This is a genomic window from Microbacterium sp. Clip185, assembly GCF_028743715.1.
GTDB lineage: Bacteria > Actinomycetota > Actinomycetes > Actinomycetales > Microbacteriaceae > Microbacterium.
In genome coordinates this window covers 1,684,676-1,703,415 of sequence record NZ_CP117996.1, presented here as the reverse complement: position 1 = coordinate 1,703,415, position 18,740 = coordinate 1,684,676, and the positions used below count along the sequence as shown (strand labels likewise).

The window sequence follows — 18,740 nt, the reverse complement described above, 5'->3', positions numbered from 1 at the left end:
GGCTCAGACGGCGGCCGTTCGGGCGAGAAGCTCGGCGATACGGCCCCGACAGCCACCGCATCCTGTGCCGGCCCGTGTCCGGGCGGCGACGCACTCGACCGAGTCCGCACCCTGCGACACGGCTTCGCCGATCCTGCCCGCGGTCACGCCGTTGCACCAGCACACGGTCGCGTCGGCGGCGAACGGGTCCGCGGAGACGGATGCCCCGGCGTCGTCCGCGTCCAGGCGGAGCAGCACGGACCGGTCGGCGGGAAGCTCCGACCCGCGCTCGAACAGCAGTGTGAGCTCGGCACCCGTACGGGGGAGGCCGACGGCCACGAAGCCCGTGAGCACGCCGGCGCGTGTGACCATCTTCACGTAGGTTCCGCGAGCCGGATCCGCCCACTGTGTGACCTGCGGCGCATCCACGCAGCCATCGGTGTGCGCGCCTTCATCCCACAGGTCGGCGGAGACATCGCCGCCGGCGACGATGTCGACGCCCTCCGCCTTGAGCATGACGACGCTCGGGCGGTCGTTCGTCGTCGCAACGGGGCGACCGGAGAGCATGTCGGCGACCGCATCCGCCTGGCGCCAGCCGGGACCGATGAGACCGGAGGGCGCGCCCGGAACGCGGTCGTGGTCCGCGTAGGCCGCAGGTTCCGCGATCTGCGCGCAGTCGCCGATCGCGAAGACATCAGGATCGCTCCATGAGCGCCCCACACCGTCCACGAGGATGCCTGCCGCGACGGCGAGCCCGGAGGCCGCGGCGAGCTCGGTGCGAGCCGTGACGCCCACCGACAGCAGGAGCAGGTCTCCCGCGATCTGTTTCCCGTCGGCGCAGACGAGCGCGTCGAAACGTGGATGCGGGTCATTCTCGTCGGTGCGCAGCAACACGCTCTCGGCGCGCGAGTGCGGAGCGATCTCGATCCCCGCGTCCCGGGCCGCACGCGCCAGGATCCGTCCGCCGCCGAGATCGAGATTGCGGGGCATCGGGATAGCGCCGTGGTGCACGACGACGACCTGCGCGCCCTGTTCACGCGCGGCGAGGGCGAACTCCAAGCCGAGTACGCCGGCGCCGAGGATGACGATGCGGCCACCGGCCCTCACGGTTGCGAGCACGCTCGTGGCGTCGCTCAGATCCCGCAGGGCATGAACACCGGAGGGCAGCGGCCTCGCACCCTCATCGAGGGCGGCAGGGTCTTCTGCGCGAACGGTGCGTTCGCGTCGCGCGCGCTCCATTCCCGCAAGGGTGGGGATGTTGGCCCGCGCCCCCGTCGCGAGCACCAGCCGGTCGTACGGGATGCGTCGCCCCGCGCTGGTGCGGACGGTGCGCAGGTTGCGGTCGATCGCCACGGCGGCTTCACCAAGATGGATCTCGGCACCCGCCGCGATGGCCGCAGCGGTGTCGGTGATGTCGAGCCGTGAACGATCGGCGCGCCCGACGGCGTACTCGGCGACGAGCACACGGTTGTACGCGTCTTCCGTCTCCGCGCCCACCACGGTCACCGAGACCTCGCCGGCGCGTAGTGCCGGCAGCATCCCCTCGATGAAGCGCGCGGCGACAGGGCCGTAGCCGATCACGACGATGCGGATCATCGAGACACCGCCGTCTCCACGACGGGCGTGTCGCTCGCAGCGTGGACGCTCACCCGCGTGCGTTTGAACTCCGGCATCGCCGAGATCGGGTCGGTCACCGCCTCGGTGAGGAGGTTCGCTCGCGCGTCGCCGGGGTAGTGGAAGGGGAGGAAGACCGTGTCGTGGCGGATGCCGGCGGTCACCTCGGCGCGTGCTCGCACGGCCCCTCGGGTGTTTCGCAGCTCGATCGGGTCGCCGTCCGATACTCCCAGCCGTACCGCCGTGGCGGGGTGCAGCTGTGCGGTGAGCTCGGGGCGAGCGGCGAGCAGCTCCGGGACGCGCCGGGTCTGCGCACCGGACTGATAGTGCTCGAGCAGGCGGCCCGTGATGAGCGTGAGGTCTGCCGCACCGCTCGGTTCCGAACGCTCCCGACGAGGATGCACGACGACCAGCCGTGCGCGCCCGTCGTCATGGGCGAAGCGCTCTTCGAAGAGGCGGGGCGTGCCGCGCGAGCCTCGTGGAAACGGCCAGTGCGCCGTGAGGCCTGTGTCCAGCAGTTCGTGGCTGAGGCCGGAGTAGTCGGCGGGGCCGCCCTCGGACGCGAGGGCCAACTCGTCGAACACCTCGGCCGAGTCGGTGGACCAGGTTCCGGGCGCGTCGAGGCGACGGGCGAGTTCGCTCATGATCCAGAGCTCGCTGCGCGCTCCCGCGGGGGCGGCGAGCGCTCGGCGTCGACGCAGCACACGGCCCTCGAGTGAGGTCATCGTGCCCTCCTCCTCGGCCCACTGGGTCACCGGCAGGACGACGTCAGCGAGCTGCGCCGTCTCCGACAGGAAGAAGTCGCACACCACGAGCAGTTGGAGGCGACCGAGCCGCTGGGTGACGCTGTCGGCGTCGGGAGCGGACACGACGACGTTCGAGCCGTGCACCAGGAGGGCGTGCACCTCGTCACCGAGCAGGTCCAGCAGCTCGAGGGCCGGCACGCCCGGGCCCGGGAGCGAGTCCGCGGGCACGCCCCACACCCGTGCGACATGGGCTCGTGCAGCGGGATCGGTGATCTTGCGGTAGCCGGGCAGCTGGTCGCACTTCTGCCCGTGCTCACGGCCGCCCTGCCCGTTGCCCTGGCCGGTCAGCGTGCCGTACCCGTTGCCGGGCGTGCCCGGCAGCCCCAGCAGCAGTGCGAGATTGATGGCGGCCGTCGCCGTGTCGGTGCCGTCGACGTGCTGTTCCACACCGCGCCCGGTCAGGATGTAGGTGCCTCCGGTCTCGGCGAGTCGGCGTGCGACGCTCCGCAGCAGTGGCACGGGGACGCCGGTCACCTGCTGCACGCGTTCCGGCCACCAGGCGTTGGCGCTCACGCGCAGGGCGTCGAAGCCCACGGTGCGCTGCGCGATGTAGCCCTCGTCCGCGAGACCCTCGGCGATGACGATGTGGATCAGCCCGAGGATGAGGACGAGATCTGTGCCGGGCGCGGGTTGGAGGTGGATGCCCCCGCCCTCGTCGGTCAGTCGTGCGGTCTCGGACCGGCGCGGGTCGACGACGATGAGTCCGCCGCGTTCTCGGGCACGTGAGAGGTGGCGGATGAAGGGGGGCATGGTCGCCGCGACGTTCGAGCCGAGCAGGAGGACGGTGTGGGCCTCATCGAGATCGGCAACGGGGAAGGGGAGTCCTCGGTCGATCCCGAAGGCCCGGTTGCCCGCGGCCGCGGCGCTGGACATGCAGAACCTGCCGTTGTAGTCGATGCGGCTCGTGCCCAGCGCGACGCGGGCGAACTTGCCGAGCTGATAGGCCTTCTCGTTGGTGAGTCCGCCGCCGCCGAACACGCCGACAGCATCCGCGCCGTGCGTGCGGCGCAACGCCCGCAGGGTCCCTGCGACCTCGTCCAGCGCTTCGTCCCACCCGACCTCCTCGAACCGGTCGCCGTTGCGGCGCAGCGGCGCGGTGAGACGGTCGCCGCGAGTGAGGAGTTCGGCGGCGGTCCACCCCTTCTTGCACAATCCGCCCCGGTTGGTCGGGAACTCCCGTGCGTCCACCCGCGCGCCGTCTCGCTGAGGCGTCAGCCGCATCGCGCACTGGAGGGCGCAGTACGGGCAGTGCGTGTCGGCGATCGCCGCATCCGCGGTCACAGGCGAGTCCCGGATCGGCGTCCGCCGCGCACGTAGACGACGGCGGTGACGGCGAGCATGAGGGCGTAGGCCGCGACGAACCACGACAGGCCGGCGCCGTACCCGCCCGTCGCCGACTTGGACAGTCCGAGCGCCTGCGGGATCAGGAAGCCGCCGTACGCGCCGATGGCGGCGATGATGCCGAGCGCCGCGGCAGCCTTGCGCTGCGTTCCGATGTCGCCGGAGCTGCGGTGGGCATCCGCGGCGCCCGCACGCCAGGCGAAGACGGTGGGGATCATCCGGTACGTCGAGCCGTTGCCGATCCCGCTCGTCGCGAACAGGACGAGAAAGAGGCCGAGGAAGCCCCAGAAACCGAGCGAGGGAAGCGTCAGGATGAGCGTGACCGTCGTGGCCGCCATGACGCCGAACGCGATCATGGTGATCGTCGCACCGCCGAAGCGGTCGGCGAGCCTGCCCCCGTAGGGTCGGGCGAGTGATCCGCAGAGTGCGCCCAGGAAGGCGAGCTGCAGCGTCGTCGCGCCGAGGTGGATGCCGGAGAACTCCGGGAACTGGTCGGCGAGGAGCTTCGGGAACACTCCGGCGAAGCCGATGAAGGAGCCGAAGGTGCCGAGGTAGAGGAACGAGAGGAGCCACAGATGCGGCTCACGGAAGGCCGCAACGGATGCGGCGAAGTCGGCCTTCGCGTGCGAGAGGTTGTCCATGCGCAGCGCGGCCCCGGCGACAGCAATGAGAATGAGCGGCACCCACACCCATCCGGCGAGCGGCAGCTGGAGCGTGACACCGGCGCCGATCGTCACGACGATCGGGACGATCAGCTGTGCGACGGCGGCGCCGAGGTTGCCCCCTGCGGCATTGAGCCCGAGCGCCCAGCCCTTCTCCCGCTGGGGGTAGAAGTAGGTGATGTTGGCCATGGAAGACGCGAAGTTGCCTCCGCCGAAGCCCGCCAGTGCCGCCACGAGGAGCATCACGCCGAAGGGTGTTTCCGGATTCGCGACGCACAGGGCGAGGCCGATCGCGGGAAGCAGCAGGAGTGCGGCGGAGACGATGGTCCAGTTGCGTCCGCCCACCTTGGGCACCATGAAGGTGTACGGGAAGCGCAGGGTGGCGCCGACCAGGCTGGGGATGGAGATCAGCCAGAATGTCTGCGCGGTGTCGAAGGTGAAGCCGGCCGCCGGCAGCGATACGACCACGATCGACCAGAGCTGCCAGACGACGAAGCCGAGGAACTCCGCGAAGATCGACCAGCGGAGGTTCCGAGCGGCGATCCGGCGCCCGACGGCGTTCCACTGCGCCTGATTCTCAGGGTCCCATCCGTCGATCCATCGACCCCGCCGGTGGACGAGTTCGGGGGCGGCAGGTGCGGTGTTCGAGGGCGCGGTCGTGATCAGAGCAGACATGGCTTCTCCAGGAATCGGCGGTGCGTCGGGCGGTTCAGAGCGCCAGGTCGAATCGGTCGGAGACCAGTTCGACGAGTTCGGCGGGCGGGTCTTCGTCCGCTCGCAGCAGCGGAGCGGTGACGATATCGGCGCCGGAGGCGGCGACGAGGTCGGCGAAGTAGCCGGGGGCGAGAAGGTAGGTGGCCACGACGACTCTGCCGCCGTGCGCACGGGCTTCGGCCACGGCGTCGGTCAACCGAGGCGCCGCGGCGGATACGAATCCGACGCCGACCGGCACGCCGAGTGCGGCGGCCAACGCTTCGCCCGTCGTCATGCAGTCGGCGGTGGCCCTGGCATCCGACGAACCGGCCGCGGCCAGGACGACGCGGGTGTCCGTGTCGACGCACCCCACTCCGGCCTCGGACAGGCGCCGCATGAGCACCGTGACCAGGCGCGGGTCCGGGCCCAGTGCGCCGGTGACGCGCGCATCGAGTCCCGTGGCGGACGCAGCTTCGGCGAGATCGACATGGACGTGGTAGCCGGCCGAGAGCAGGAGGGGCACGATGACGGCACCGCTGTGCGGATCCTGCGTCGCAAGGACGCTGGGAACGTCGGGCTCCTGGACGTCGACGAAGCTCTCGTGGACCGCGAGCTCCGGCCGCGCACGGGCGACGGCTGCGACGAGGGATGCGACGGCGCGTCGACCCTCGGGATCAGAGGTGCCGTGCGAGGCCGCGATGAGCGAGTGGGATGCGGCGACCTCTACCCAGCCCTCCGTCTCGCGTACCCGCCACACCGGGAGTCGGAGTTCGCCGGGGCGGGTGAGGCATTCGCCCGTCTCGAGGTCGTAGACATCCTTGTGAAGCGGAGACGCGAGCGTCGTGCGTGTCCCGCGCGACCCGACGAGGCCTCGCGACATGACCGAGGCGCCGGTGACGGGGTCGGCGTTTCCGACTGCCAGGATGCGCTCGTCGGGCAACCGGAACACCGCCACCTGGCTGCGTCCCACGAGTGCAGCCTCGCCCCAGAGCGGTTCGAGATCGTCGCGCCGGCAGATGCGCGTCCACACGGCGGGCCGGAGCTGGTCGCGCCTCGCGGTCGCGGTGCTGTCGACGAGAGTCATGAGCAGGAGGCTAGGCAGCCCATGTTTCGCCGTCGACGTGCGATGGTGTCCGCGCCGTAACGTCTCTCTCACCACCCGCTTCCGGTGCTGTGAGAACCGCGTCACACGGTGTTACGCAGGGGCAACAGGCGCGGAACCGGTGCTGCGTAGCGTGGGCGCTTCCAGATCAGGGATCGACATCCGGGAGCGTTCGATGAGCAAGACACGCCGCATCGTCGTGGTCGGCGGCGGGCCCGCCGCGCATCGCGTGACCACGAATCTCCTCGACGGGGCGGCCGCGTCGGGGGTCGACATCCGCGTGACGGTCTTCGCGGAAGAGGCGCACACGCCGTATGACCGCGTGGCACTCAGTCGGCGGATCGACGACGTGAGCGCCGACCTGACCCTTGCTCCGCGGGTGTGGGAAAGGGAGGAGGTCGAGCTTCGCCTGGGGGAGCGCGTGGAGGCGATCGATGTCGCATCCCGGACGGTGTCCAGCCCATCCGGCGTCATGGAGTACGACGAGCTCGTGCTCGCAACGGGCTCGGATGCGGCCGTCCCTGACATCGAGAACGCGCATCTGGCGCGTGTGTACCGGACACTGGACGACGTCGCGGGCCTCGTGGACGAGATCACCGCGTTCCCCGCTCAGCACGGTCGTCCGGCGAATGTGGTCGTGGTCGGAGGTGGGCTGTTGGGCCTGGAGGCCGCGGGCGGTGCTGCCCGACTCGGTGCTCGCGCCGCCGTCGTTCATTCCGGTGCGTGGCTCATGTCGGCGCAACTCGACGAAGGCGCCGGTGAGGCGCTGGGGCGGCTCATCCGGCAGGCGCAGATCGCGTTGCACCTGGGCCGGCGTCCGACCCGCCTCCTCGCGGGTCCGTCCGGTCGTGTCCTGGGCGTCGAACTCACCGACGGCACTGCCGTCAGCGCCGACATCGTGGTCTTCTCCATCGGCATCCGTGCGCGCGACGAGCTCGCACGCCGGGGCGGCCTTCGGCTCGGCGAACGCGGCGGCGTGCACGTCGACGACACCTGCGCGACGAGTGACCCCCACATCTGGGCGGTCGGAGAGGTTGCGGCCGTGCACGGCGGGTCCTGCGTCGGCCTGGTGGCGCCCGCCAACGCGATGGCGGATGTCGTTGCCGACCGCATCCTCGGCGGAGACGCGCGTTTTCCGGGCGCGGACGACGCGACCAAGCTCAAGCTCGCCGGGGTGGATGTCGCGAGCTTCGGCGATGCGAGGGGCGAGTCCGACGGCGCGCTCAGCGTGGTCTATGCCGACCCGGCACGCGGGCTCTACCAGAAGGTGGTCGTCGCCGACGACGGTAAGACTCTTCTCGGCGGCATCTTCGTGGGGGACGCGAGCCCGTACTCGACGCTGCGGCCCCTCCTCGGCCGTGAGCTGGGTGCTGAGCCGAGCGGCTTCCTCTCCGGTCTGGGCCAGGTCGCCCCGGTCGGCACGAGCCTGCCGGACGACGCGCAGCTCTGCTCGTGCAACAACGTCTCGGTCGGCGCGGTGCGCCACGCGGTGCAGGACGGCTGCGTGGATCTCGGCGAGCTGAAGGCGTGTACCCGCGCCGGGACGCAGTGCGGTTCGTGCGTTCCGCTGGTGAAGAAGATCTTGGAGACCGAGCTCGAAGCGGCCGGGGTCGAGGTCTCCCGCGCGCTGTGCGAGCACTTCTCACTGAGCCGCGCGGAACTCTTCGAGTCCGTGCGGGTGCTGGGGCTGACCAGCGCGGCCGCGATCTACGAGAGGTTCGGAACAGGACTCGGCTGCGACATCTGCAAGCCGGTGGTCGCCTCCGTCCTCGCCACCCAGACGAACGCCTACATCCTCGACGGCGGGCAGGGACCGCTGCAGGACACGAACGACCGTGCCCTGGCGAACATGCAGCGCGACGGCACCTACTCGGTCGTGCCGCGCATCCCCGGCGGTGAGATCACGCCCCAGAAGCTCAAGGTCATCGCAGAGGTGGCCGAGCAGTTCGGTCTGTACACGAAGATCACGGGCGGACAGCGCATCGACATGTTCGGTGCGCGACTGGAGCAGCTGCCGGAGATCTGGCGGATCCTCGTGGATGCCGGGATGGAATCGGGGCAGGCGTACGGCAAGTCGCTGCGCACCGTGAAGTCGTGCGTCGGCTCGACGTGGTGCCGGTACGGCGTGCAGGACTCCGTCGGCATGGCGGTGTACCTCGAAGAGCGCTACCGGGGACTGCGTTCTCCGCACAAGTTCAAGCTGGGCGTCTCCGGATGCGCGCGGGAGTGTGCCGAGGCGCGCGGGAAGGACATCGGCGTCATCGCAACCGACAACGGGTGGAACCTCTACGTCGGCGGGAACGGCGGGTATCAGCCCGTTCACGCCGAACTGCTGGCGGGTGACCTCGACGACGAGACGCTCGTGCGCTACATCGACCGCTACATCATGTACTACGTCCGCACGGCCGAGCGTCTGCAGCGCACGGCGCGGTGGCAGGAGGAACTGCCCGGTGGGCTCGATCACGTGCGCGAGGTCGTCGTCGAAGATTCGCTCGGCATCGCCGACGAGCTCGAGCAGGCCATGGCCCGGCACGTGGGCACCTACCGCGACGAGTGGCGGGAGACGCTGGCGGACCCGGAGCGTCTGCGCCGGTTCCGGTCCTTCGTGAACGCGCCGACGACCGCGGACCCCGCCATCCGGAAGGTTCGCGAGCGCGACCAGGAGCGGCCCGCCTTCCCGCACGAACGGGTGATGATCGCAGGACCCGTCCTGCCGGTGAGAGAGCAGGTGACATCGTGATCATGCACACACGTCTGGACGTGAGCGACCGCGAGATCCTGGTCGTCGGCGGGGAGCTGGCAGCGCGCCGCGCCGTCGCACGGTACGCGGCGGCCGGTGCGCGCGTCTCCCGTTGCGAGCCGCAGGACGTCGAGGCGCGGCTGCACGCCGCGCTCCTGGACGGGGACGGTGTCCCCGAGCTCATCTCGTGGATGGAGGGCGCGCCGGAGCAACACGCACGGGTCGCGTCGCTGGCGAGGCGACACCGCATCCAGCTTCTCGAGGACGACCCGCTGCCGCCCGCCGGTCGAGGCCACGTCTGGCTCGTCGGCGGGGGACCGGGCGATGCAGAGCTCATGACCGTGGCGGGCCTGCGCGCGCTGGCGGATGCGGATGTGGTGCTGCACGACCGTCTGGGCCCCGCGCATGTCATCGCGGAGTACGCGCCGGGAGCGATGATCGTCGACGTGGGCAAGACCCCCGGGCACCACGCCGTGCCGCAGGAGGAGATCAACGACCTGATCGTCGCTCACGCGGCGAAGGGCATGCGGGTCGTCCGCCTGAAAGGGGGAGACCCGTTCGTGTTCGGGCGCGGCGGTGAGGAGCTGCGCGCGTGCCGGGATGCGGGTGTGCCGGTGACGGTCGTGCCCGGTGTGACGAGCGCGATCTCCGTGCCCGCGGCGGCGGGGATCCCCGTCACTCATCGCGAGGTCGCGCGTGCGTTCACCGTCGTCTCCGGGCATGCCCCTTTCGCCGAGGCCCAGCTCGCCCACCTGGCGGGCCTGAACGGGACTCTGGTGGTGCTCATGGGCGTCGGAACCCTGCCCCACCTGGTCGCCGGACTTCGGCGCCACGGGATGCGCGCCGACATGCCGCTCGCCATCCTGGAGAAGGCGTTCAGCGCCGAGCAGCGTGCGACGATCTCGACGGTGGGCGAGATCGTGCCGATCCTCGGCACGGTGAAGCCGGCCTCGCCCGCGGTCATCGTCGTCGGGGAGGTCGTGACCGCCCTCGGCGACGCGGGGTTCGAACCGGCAGCGGCCGCCGTGCACAATGGGTGGACGCCTCACGCGATGCTGGACGCACTCGACGCCCCCGCGCACTGACCCACGCAAGGAGGGAACGGATGGACTCCGTCGACGCATCCGCCGCCGTCGGATTCCGGCCGGATCAACTTCTCGGCTTCCGTGTCGGCGTGACCTCGGACCGCCGCTCGGAGGATCTGATAGCGGCGTTGGAGCGGCGCGGGGCGGAGGTGCTGCACGCGCCCACGATCCGGATGGCGACAGCATCCGACGATGCAGAGGTGGTCGAAGAGACGCGGGCCGTGATCGCGGGCCGCCCCGACTATCTGCTGGCGACCACCTCGTACGGCATGCGCCGCTGGACCGAGGCGGCGGATGCGGCAGGGCTGGGGGAGGACCTCGTCGACGTGCTCGAGAACGCCCGCATCCTGGTCCGCGGACCGAAGGCGCGCGGAGCCGTTCGTGCCATCGGGCTCGACGACGAGGGCATGAGCGAGCGCGAGACCACCGCGTCGCTCGTCGATCTCGTCCTGCGCCACGATGTGCGAGGAGCGACGATCGCCGTCCAGCTGCACGGTTACACCGATCCCGCGCAGCTCGCACGCCTGGATGCGGCCGGAGCACGCGTGTTGGCGGTCGCGCCGTATCGCTGGACCGCGCACGAGGATCAGGCCAAGGTCACGCGCCTCATCGACGCGATCTGCTCGGGCGGCCTCGATGCGGTGACCTTCACGAGCGCGCCCGCGGTGGAGGCGCTCCTGGCGGCGGCCGATGCGGGTGGGCGGCGAGCCGATGTGGAGGCCGCCTTCCGCAGCGACGTGACGGCGGCGGCCGTCGGACCGGTGACCGCGGCGCCGCTCGTCGAGTCCGGGATCCTCCCGATCGTTCCGGAACGCTTCCGGATGGGGGCGCTGATCCGTCTGGTGTGCGAACACCTCGAGTCGGAGGGCGTGCTGCGCGCCGAGACAGAGGTCGGTCCGGTGGAATTGCGCGGCCGGATGGTGAGTGTGGCCGGCCAGCGGGCCGCCTTGAGTCCGGTGTCGCGCTCTCTCTTCCGGGCGCTCATGCTGGCGGACGGGGCCACCGTATCGCGCGAGGAGCTGTCCGACATCGCTCCGGATCCGCTGGATGCGCATGCGGTGGACGTGGCGATCAGCCGCTTGCGTCAGTCGCTGCCGGATGCCCGCATCGTGGCGACCGTGGTCAAGCGCGGATTCCGCATCGCCGTTCCGCTCTGATCCGCGTCAGGGGCAGTGCATGATCGGCTTCGGGCCGGATCGGTCGAATGTGTGCGATGACATCGGAGCGCCGCACAACGGGCACGGGCGTTCGGTGCGTACGGGCTCCGGTGCGCTCTCGTAGGGACCCACGGATGCCGGACCCGCTGCCCGGATCAGGCTGCGGTTGATCCAGGCGTACCAGCCGCCTGCCTCGCGTACGCGCTGTCGCAGGGGCGGCCGCGGATTCTTGTGTGCCATAACCATTAGTGTACTAACTAATCTGTAGGATGGTGCGATGACCGACGATCTGCTCCGGCTCGAGAACCAGCTCTGTTTCGCCCTGGTGACCGCCGCCCGGAATGTCGTCGCCGTCTACCGGCCCGTGCTCGAACCGCTCGGTCTCACGCATCCGCAGTACCTCGTGCTGCTCGCCCTGTGGGAACGATCGCCGCGGACCCTGGGGGAGCTGGCCGAAGAGTTGGCGATGGAGCCGGCCACCCTGTCGCCGCTGCTGAAGCGTCTCGAGGCGCAGGGGAGGGTCACGCGCGCTCGGCGCGCCGACGATGAGCGCGTGCTGGAGATCGGCCTCACCGATGCAGGCCATCGACTCCGCGAGGAGGCGCTTCGCGTTCCGCAGCAGATCATGGACCGCGTGGGCATGGACGCCTCTCAGATCGCGGCGTTGCGCGACGGGCTCGCGCCCTTCGCCGGCCGGCGGCCGGAGCTCTGAGCGCGCGCGTACACGATCGTGCGCTGTCGGCGAAGCTCGGAGCCCGTGTCCGTGGCCCTGCCTAGACTTGCGTGGTGCCCATCTCGCCTGTCTCCGAACTCGCCCACGACGCCGGAACTCTCAGTGTCCGTGGCGCCCGGGTCCACAACCTGCGCGGCGTCGATCTCGACATCCCCCGTGACTGCCTCGTCGTCTTCACGGGTCTGTCCGGGTCCGGAAAGTCCAGCCTTGCCTTCGACACGATCTTCGCCGAGGGCCAGCGCCGCTACGTCGAATCGCTGAGCTCCTACGCACGCCAGTTCCTCGGGCAGGTCGACCGTCCCGACGTGGACTTCATCGAGGGGCTGAGCCCGGCGGTGTCGATCGATCAGAAGTCCACGAACCGCAACCCGCGCTCCACGGTCGGCACGATCACCGAGATCCACGACTACATGCGTCTGCTGTGGGCGCGCATCGGTGTGCCGCACTGCCCCGAGTGCGGTGAGGTCATCCAACGTCAGACGGTCCAGCAGATCGCCGATCAGCTGATGACGCTGCCCGAGCGCACGCGGTACCAGATCGTTGCTCCCGTCGTCACCCAGAAGAAGGGCGAGTTCGTCGACCTCTTCAAGGAACTCAGTGCGAAGGGCTACGCGCGGGCCGTCGTCGACGGCGAGCTCATCCAGCTCTCCGAGCCGCCGACGCTGAAGAAGAGCTACAAGCACGACATCGCCGTCGTCGTCGACCGGCTCGTCGCCAGCGCCGACATCCTCTCCCGCGTCACCGACTCGGTCGAGACGGCGCTGGGCCTGGCGGGCGGCGTGATGCAGGTGAACTTCGTCGATGAAGAGGGCGACGATGCCTGGCAGAACTTCAGCGAGAAGCTCGCGTGCCCGAACGGTCACCCGCTTCAGCTCACCGAGATCGAACCACGCACGTTCTCGTTCAATGCTCCGTTCGGCGCATGCCCGACGTGCTCCGGACTCGGCACGAGGATGTCGGTCGATGTGGAGCTCATGCTCGGCGACGAGGACCTCTCGATCCGCGAGGGCGTACTGGTGCCGTGGACCACCCAGGGCAAGGGCCTGTTCCAGTACTACGAGCGACTGCTCGAGGGGCTCTCGTCCGACCTCGGCTTCTCGCTCGACACCCCCTGGCGCAAGCTTCCGCAGGACGTCAAGGATGCGGTGCTGCACGGCGACAACTTCAAGGTCTCCGTCAAGTGGAAGAACCGCTACGGCCGCGAGATGCGGTACACGTCCGGGTTCGAGGGTGTCGTTCCCTACATCGAGCGTCAGTACCAGCAGGCCGAGTCCGACAGCGCCCGCCAGCGATGGGGCGAGTATCTCCGCGAGGTGCCGTGCCCGGTATGCGACGGCACGCGCTTGAAGCCGGAGGTGCTCGCGGTCAAGGTGCACGGCCACTCGATCGCCGACGCGTCGAGCCTCAGCCTGATCGACGCGCAGGGCTTCTTCGACGGCCTCGAGCTGACCGACCGAGAGGCGAAGATCGCCGCGGCGGTGCTGCGCGAGATCCGGGCCCGCCTCAACTTCCTCATCCAGGTCGGGCTCACCTATCTCAGTCTGTCCCGCGCCGCGGGCTCGCTCTCCGGCGGTGAGGCGCAGCGCATCCGGCTCGCGACGCAGATCGGCTCGGGTCTCACCGGCGTGCTCTACGTGCTCGACGAGCCCTCGATCGGCCTTCATCAGCGCGACAATCGGCGGCTCATCGAGACGCTGCTGGCTCTGAAGAACCTCGGCAACACGCTCATCGTGGTCGAGCACGACGAGGAGACGATCCAGGCGGCCGACTGGATCGTCGACATCGGCCCACGCGCAGGGGTCGAAGGCGGCCGCGTCGTGCACTCGGGAACGTACCCGCAGCTTCTCGAGGAGCCCGAGTCGCTCACCGCGGCCTATCTCTCCGGTCGGCGTTCCATCGCCGTGCCCGCTCAGCGTCGCAAGATCGACAAGAAGCGCCAGATCTCGGTCGTGGGGGCGCGGGAGAACAACCTCAAGAACGTCACCGCGACCTTCCCGCTGGGCGTGCTGACGGCCGTGACCGGCGTCAGCGGCTCCGGCAAGTCGTCGCTCGTCAACGGCATCCTCTACGAGGTGCTCGCCTCGAGACTCAACGGCGCTCGTCGCGTTCCCGGCAAGCACACGCGCGTGACGGGCCTGGAGAACCTCGACAAGGTCGTGCACGTCGACCAGGCCCCGATCGGTCGCACGCCGCGATCGAACCCCGCGACCTACACCGGCGTGTTCGATCGGATCCGTACGCTGTTCGCGGAGACCCTGGAGGCCAAGGCCCGCGGTTATCAGGCCGGGCGGTTCAGCTTCAACGTCAAGGGCGGACGATGCGAGGCGTGCTCCGGTGACGGCACGATCAAGATCGAGATGAACTTCCTGCCCGACGTGTACGTCGACTGCGAGGTCTGCCACGGTCAGCGCTACAACCGAGACACCCTCACGGTGCACTACAAGGGCAAGAACATCGCCGAGGTCCTGCAGATGCCGATCGCCGAGGCGGCGGAGTTCTTCGAGCCGATCCAGGCGATCCATCGTTACCTCAAGACGCTCGTCGATGTGGGCCTGGGCTACGTCCGTCTCGGGCAGTCGGCGACGACGCTCTCGGGCGGCGAGGCGCAGCGCGTGAAGCTCGCGACCGAACTCCAGCGACGCTCGAACGGGCGCAGCATCTACGTGCTGGACGAGCCGACGACGGGTCTGCACTTCGAAGACGTGAGCCGGCTTCTCGAGGTGCTCAACAGCCTCGTAGACAAGGGCAACACGGTCATCGTGATCGAGCACAACCTCGATGTGATCAAGTCCGCCGACTGGGTGATCGACCTGGGTCCCGAGGGTGGTTCGGGAGGTGGGACCATCGTCGCGACCGGCACCCCGGAGCAGGTCGCCCAGGTGCCCGAGAGCCACACCGGCGCGTTCCTCGCGGAGGTGCTGGGCGTCGCCGAACAGCGCAAGGCCGGCTGAACGTGCTGCCCTATCGACCCAAGCAGGGGGAGATCCCCACGAGCCCGGGGGTCTATCGCTTCCGTGACGCCGAGGGTCGCATCCTCTACGTCGGCAAGGCGAAGAACCTGCGCGCACGGCTCTCGAACTACTTCGCTCCGCTGCACACCCTGCACGAGCGCACGCGCCGCATGGTCACGACCGCTTCGTCGGTCGAGTGGACGGTCGTCGGCAGCGACGTGGAGGCGCTGCAGCTGGAGTACATGTGGATCCAGGAGTTCTCGCCGGCCTTCAACGTGCGCTACAAGGACGACAAGTCCTACCCGTACATGGCGATCACTTTGGCGGACGAGGCCCCACGGGTCATCGTCACGCGTAACCGGCGGATCAAGGGCGCCAAGTACTTCGGGCCGTATCCGAAGGTCTGGGCCGTGCACGACGTCATCGACCTGATGATCAAGGTTTTCCCGATCCGCACCTGCTCCGACGCTTCCTACAAGAAGGCGATGGCGACGGGGCGACCGTGCTTCCCCGGACAGATCGGCCGTTGCGGCGGTCCGTGCTCGATGAAGGTCACGATCGAGGAGCACCGCGCCATCGTCGACGACTTCATCGCCTTCATGGCCGGCGGCGATCAGCGCTTCGCGCGAGCCCTGACCGCCCGGATGCGGGAGGCCGCCGCGGCCATGGATTACGAGGCCGCGGCCGGATACCGCGACAAGCTGCAGGCGATCGAAGCCGTCCTGGGCAAGAGCGCTCTCGTCCTCTCCGACGACACGGATGCGGACCTCTTCGGAATCGCCGAAGACGAGCTCGCCGCCGCGGTGCAGCACTTCGTGGTGCGCGGCGGTCGTGTGCGCGGTGTGCGCGCGACGACGATCGAGAAGGAGATCGACATCTCCGGCGCCGAGCTCGTCGATCAGGTCCTCCAGCGGACGTACGGGGATGCGGCCGCCGCCGACATCCCGAAGCAGGTGCTCGTGCCTGCCCTTCCGGACGATGTGACCGAGCTCGAGCAGTGGTTGCGCGACAAGCGCGGCAAGAATGTCACGATCCAGGTCGCCCAGCGCGGCGGCAAAGCCGATCTCATGCGCACGGCCACCCTCAATGCGCAGCAGGCACTGATGCTGCACAAGACCCGTCGTACGAGCGACTACGTCGCCCGGACGCAGGCGTTGACCGACCTCCAGGAGGCGTTGGGGCTCGCGACCGCACCGCTGCGCATCGAGTGCTTCGACGTGTCGCATCTGGCCGGGACGAACGTGGTCGCCTCGATGGTCGTCTTCGAGGACGGTCTGCCGCGCAAGGACCAGTACCGGTCCTTCTCCGTCGCGGAGACGACGGACGACACGGACTCGCTGTACCAGGTGCTCACCCGTCGCCTCGCCCACCTCGACCGACCCGAGGATGCGGACGACGTCGAGGTCGCCGCCGCGGCGATCGATCCCGAGCAGGCGGCCGCCGACGACGAGGTGGCGACCGTGCGCAAGCGGCCGCGGTTCGCCTACCCGCCCCAGCTGCTGATCGTGGACGGCGGCCAGCCCCAGGTCGCAGCGGCCGCGCGGGCGCTGGAGGAGTCGGGCCACACCGAGATCGCGCTGTGCGGAATCGCCAAGCGCCTGGAGGAGATCTGGCTGCCGGGGGAGGAGTACCCGGTGATCCTGCCCCGCACCTCCGAGGCGCTCTACCTGGTTCAGCGCCTGCGCGACGAGGCGCACCGGTTCGCGATCACCCATCAACGCAAACGTCGGCGCCGAGATATCTCCAGCGTGCTGGAGGAGGTTCCCGGCCTCGGCGCCGCACGCATCCGTGCGCTGTTGCGTCACTTCGGTTCGGTCACGGCGCTGCGAAGCGCGACGGTGGAACAGATCGCCGAGCTTCCCGGCATCGGGCCGAAGCTGGCGACGGCCGTGCATGAGCACCTGACGAGTCGATAGTCTGAGCGAGGCGGACAGGAGAGAGGGATGACGGACCCGGACACGGCGAACACCGGCGAGGTGCTGATCGTCACCGGCATGTCGGGCGCGGGACGCTCGACCGTCGCGAACGCCCTCGAGGACCTCGATTGGTACGTTGTCGACAACCTGCCGCCCCAGATGCTGCGTCCGCTGCTCGAGCTCTCCGAGCTGGCCGGCGGGGCCGTCCCTCGCGTGGCCGTGGTGGTCGATGTACGTGGACGAGAGCTGTTCGGGCGCGTGCCCGAGATCGCCGAAGCCCTCCGCGCCCATCGACGCGTGCGCATCGTGTTCCTCGACGCCAGCGACGAGGTGCTGGTGCGGCGGTTCGAGGCGGTGCGGCGGCCGCATCCGCTGCAGAGCACGGGCACGATCGTCGACGGCATCCATCGGGAACGTCAGCGCCTGGCCCCGCTGCGCGAGAGTGCCGACCTCATCATCGACACCTCCTCGTACAACATCCACCAGCTCACCACTCGGGTAGCCGAGTTGTTCTCCGCCGAGGGGAGCCCGCTGCACACCGTCTCGGTGATGAGCTTCGGCTTCAAGTACGGGCTCCCGGTGGATGCGGATCTGGTGGCCGACATGCGTTTTCTGCCTAATCCGTATTGGACGGACGAGCTGCGTCCGCTCACCGGCGAGGATGAGGCGGTCCGCGATTTCGTCCTCTCGCAACCCGGCGCGCGCGAGTTCCTCGACGCCTACACGGCGGCGCTCGCGCCCGTCATCGCCGGGTACCAGCGGGAGAACAAGCGGCACTCGATCATCGCGATCGGTTGCACCGGCGGTAAGCACCGTTCGGTCGTCATGGCGCGGGAGATCGCTGCACGATTGTCCGAGATGCCGGATGTGGCCGTCGGCGTCACACATCGGGACCTGGGTCGAGAGTAGGCTGGAACGTCGTCCCGTTCCCCATTCCCACAAGGAGTACCGTGCCGCTGACCGCCGATGTGAAGGCCGAACTGATCGCCGGTCGCGATCCGCGTCCGAGCGCCCGAGTGGCCGAGTTGACCGCCATCCTGCGGTTCGCCGGTGGACTTCACGCGATCGCGGGCCGTGTCGCAGTGGAGGCGGAGGTCGATTCCGAGGCTCTCGCGCGACGTGTGGCCCGCGAGCTGGTCGACCTGTACGGGGTGCGTCCCGAGCTCGCGCACGTGCAGGGCACCTCGGGACGCCCGGGCACCACGTACGCGGTGCGTGTGATCGACGGCGGTGAGACTCTCGCCCGTCAGACCGGCCTGCTCGACCAGCGTCGCCGGCAGGTGCGCGGCCTTCCCAACCGTCTGACGACGGGTGCTCGTCACGACCTCGCCGCCATCTGGCGCGGTGCGTTCCTTGCCGCGGGAAGCCTCAGCGACCCTGGTCGCTCCGCTGCCCTGGAGATCGCCTGCCCCTCCGGTGAGGCCGCGATGGCCCTGGTCGGTGCCGCGCACCGCATCGGCATCGCCGCCAAAGCCCGAGAGGTGCGTGGGCTTCCGCGCGTCGTCGTCCGCGAGGGCGACGCGATCCGCGCCGTCCTACACGAGATGGGTGCGCGTCGCGCTGCGCAGGAGTGGGAACAGCTGCGCCAGCGGCGAGAAGTCCGTGCCGGCGTCAACCGCCTCGTGAATTTCGACGACGCCAACCTCCGTCGCTCCGCGCAGGCGGCCGTCGCCGCGTGCGCGCGCGTGGAGCGCGCGCTGGAGATCCTGGGAGACACCGTGCCCGAACATCTGCGCGCGGCAGGGGAGCTCCGTCTCGCGCACCGCGATGCGAGCCTGGACGAGTTGGGGCACCACGCCGACCCGCCGCTGACCAAGGATGCGGTGGCCGGCCGCATCCGGCGCCTGTTGGCGATGGCGGACAAGAAGGCGGAGACCGAGGGCCTGCCGGACACCGAGTCCGCCGTCCCCGCCGCCGCCAAGGAGTAGCCCCCAACCTCCTTCTTGGGGACAGCTTCCGAG

At 69.6% G+C, this 18,740-nt stretch carries 13 protein-coding genes; 8 read left to right on the top strand and 5 right to left on the bottom strand.

The window, feature by feature from the left end; translation table 11 throughout:
• Positions 1 to 3: 3 nt before the first annotated feature.
• The 4 genes from PQV94_RS08195 to nirD are packed head-to-tail and all read right to left on the bottom strand — an operon-like array spanning position 4 to position 6,179.
• Positions 4 to 1,575 carry an FAD-dependent oxidoreductase gene (locus PQV94_RS08195; protein WP_274285390.1) on the bottom strand — a complete coding sequence of 524 codons (1,572 nt, stop codon included), beginning with the start codon at positions 1,573 to 1,575 and terminating at the stop codon, positions 4 to 6.
• Positions 1,572 to 3,680, bottom strand: a complete 2,109-nt coding sequence (locus tag PQV94_RS08190) for a molybdopterin oxidoreductase family protein (RefSeq protein ID WP_274285389.1) — start codon at positions 3,678 to 3,680, stop codon at positions 1,572 to 1,574. The genes PQV94_RS08195 and PQV94_RS08190 overlap by 4 nt, the downstream gene beginning before the upstream one ends.
• Positions 3,677 to 5,077 carry an MFS transporter gene (locus PQV94_RS08185; RefSeq protein ID WP_274285388.1) on the bottom strand — a complete coding sequence of 467 codons (1,401 nt, stop codon included), beginning with the start codon at positions 5,075 to 5,077 and terminating at the stop codon, positions 3,677 to 3,679. The genes PQV94_RS08190 and PQV94_RS08185 overlap by 4 nt, the downstream gene beginning before the upstream one ends.
• Before the next feature lie 34 nt (positions 5,078 to 5,111).
• Positions 5,112 to 6,179 (bottom strand): nitrite reductase small subunit NirD, encoded by a 1,068-nt coding sequence (gene nirD, locus PQV94_RS16160; RefSeq protein ID WP_337994349.1) that lies wholly within the window; start codon positions 6,177 to 6,179, stop codon positions 5,112 to 5,114.
• A 193-nt stretch (positions 6,180 to 6,372) separates the two neighbouring features.
• Between nirD and nirB the strand changes: the two genes are divergently transcribed.
• Genes nirB through PQV94_RS08160 form a run of 3 tightly spaced genes read left to right on the top strand, consistent with a single transcriptional unit; the run spans position 6,373 to position 11,179 of the window.
• On the top strand, positions 6,373 to 8,937 hold the full coding sequence (gene nirB / locus PQV94_RS08170; protein ID WP_274285387.1) for a nitrite reductase large subunit NirB: 2,565 nt from the start codon (positions 6,373 to 6,375) through the stop codon (positions 8,935 to 8,937).
• 2 nt (positions 8,938 to 8,939) lie between these two features.
• The gene (gene cobA / locus PQV94_RS08165; protein WP_274285386.1) at positions 8,940 to 10,022 is read left to right on the top strand and encodes a uroporphyrinogen-III C-methyltransferase; all 1,083 of its coding nucleotides are present in this window, start codon (positions 8,940 to 8,942) and stop codon (positions 10,020 to 10,022) included.
• A gap of 20 nt (positions 10,023 to 10,042) precedes the next feature.
• Positions 10,043 to 11,179: a uroporphyrinogen-III synthase gene (locus PQV94_RS08160; protein WP_274285385.1), complete on the top strand. Its 1,137-nt coding sequence runs from the start codon at positions 10,043 to 10,045 to the stop codon at positions 11,177 to 11,179.
• Between the two features lie 6 nt (positions 11,180 to 11,185).
• Here the strand turns inward: PQV94_RS08160 and PQV94_RS08155 are convergent, their stop codons facing one another.
• Positions 11,186 to 11,419: a hypothetical protein gene (locus PQV94_RS08155; RefSeq protein WP_274285384.1), complete on the bottom strand. Its 234-nt coding sequence runs from the start codon at positions 11,417 to 11,419 to the stop codon at positions 11,186 to 11,188.
• A gap of 37 nt (positions 11,420 to 11,456) precedes the next feature.
• Between PQV94_RS08155 and PQV94_RS08150 the strand changes: the two genes are divergently transcribed.
• From PQV94_RS08150 to whiA, 5 genes are all read left to right on the top strand, one after another.
• Positions 11,457 to 11,891, top strand: a complete 435-nt coding sequence (locus tag PQV94_RS08150) for a MarR family winged helix-turn-helix transcriptional regulator (RefSeq protein ID WP_274285383.1) — start codon at positions 11,457 to 11,459, stop codon at positions 11,889 to 11,891.
• Between the two features lie 74 nt (positions 11,892 to 11,965).
• Positions 11,966 to 14,863, top strand: a complete 2,898-nt coding sequence (uvrA, locus tag PQV94_RS08145) for an excinuclease ABC subunit UvrA (protein WP_443192677.1) — start codon at positions 11,966 to 11,968, stop codon at positions 14,861 to 14,863.
• Entirely contained in the window at positions 14,860 to 16,779 is a 1,920-nt protein-coding gene (uvrC, locus tag PQV94_RS08140) for an excinuclease ABC subunit UvrC (RefSeq protein ID WP_274288245.1), read from the top strand. The genes uvrA and uvrC overlap by 4 nt, the downstream gene beginning before the upstream one ends.
• Before the next feature lie 27 nt (positions 16,780 to 16,806).
• A complete protein-coding gene (gene rapZ / locus PQV94_RS08135) occupies positions 16,807 to 17,688 on the top strand; it encodes an RNase adapter RapZ (RefSeq protein WP_274285381.1) in 882 nt (293 codons plus the stop codon).
• Positions 17,689 to 17,729: 41 nt separating this feature from the next.
• Entirely contained in the window at positions 17,730 to 18,707 is a 978-nt protein-coding gene (gene whiA / locus PQV94_RS08130) for a DNA-binding protein WhiA (protein ID WP_274285380.1), read from the top strand.
• Positions 18,708 to 18,740 lie beyond the last annotated feature (33 nt).

Bases quoted from the DNA above. Each gene is read 5' to 3' on its own strand.
- PQV94_RS08195 (WP_274285390.1), bottom strand. From the start codon at position 1,575: ATGATCCGCATCGTCGTGATCGGCTACGGCCCTGTCGCCGCGCGCTTC.
- PQV94_RS08185 (WP_274285388.1), bottom strand. From the start codon at position 5,077: ATGTCTGCTCTGATCACGACCGCGCCCTCGAACACCGCACCTGCCGCC.
- nirD (WP_337994349.1), bottom strand. From the start codon at position 6,179: ATGACTCTCGTCGACAGCACCGCGACCGCGAGGCGCGACCAGCTCCGG.
- nirB (WP_274285387.1), top strand. From the start codon at position 6,373: ATGAGCAAGACACGCCGCATCGTCGTGGTCGGCGGCGGGCCCGCCGCG.
- cobA (WP_274285386.1), top strand. From the start codon at position 8,940: ATGCACACACGTCTGGACGTGAGCGACCGCGAGATCCTGGTCGTCGGC.
- PQV94_RS08160 (WP_274285385.1), top strand. From the start codon at position 10,043: ATGGACTCCGTCGACGCATCCGCCGCCGTCGGATTCCGGCCGGATCAA.
- PQV94_RS08155 (WP_274285384.1), bottom strand. From the start codon at position 11,419: ATGGCACACAAGAATCCGCGGCCGCCCCTGCGACAGCGCGTACGCGAG.
- PQV94_RS08150 (WP_274285383.1), top strand. From the start codon at position 11,457: ATGACCGACGATCTGCTCCGGCTCGAGAACCAGCTCTGTTTCGCCCTG.
- rapZ (WP_274285381.1), top strand. From the start codon at position 16,807: ATGACGGACCCGGACACGGCGAACACCGGCGAGGTGCTGATCGTCACC.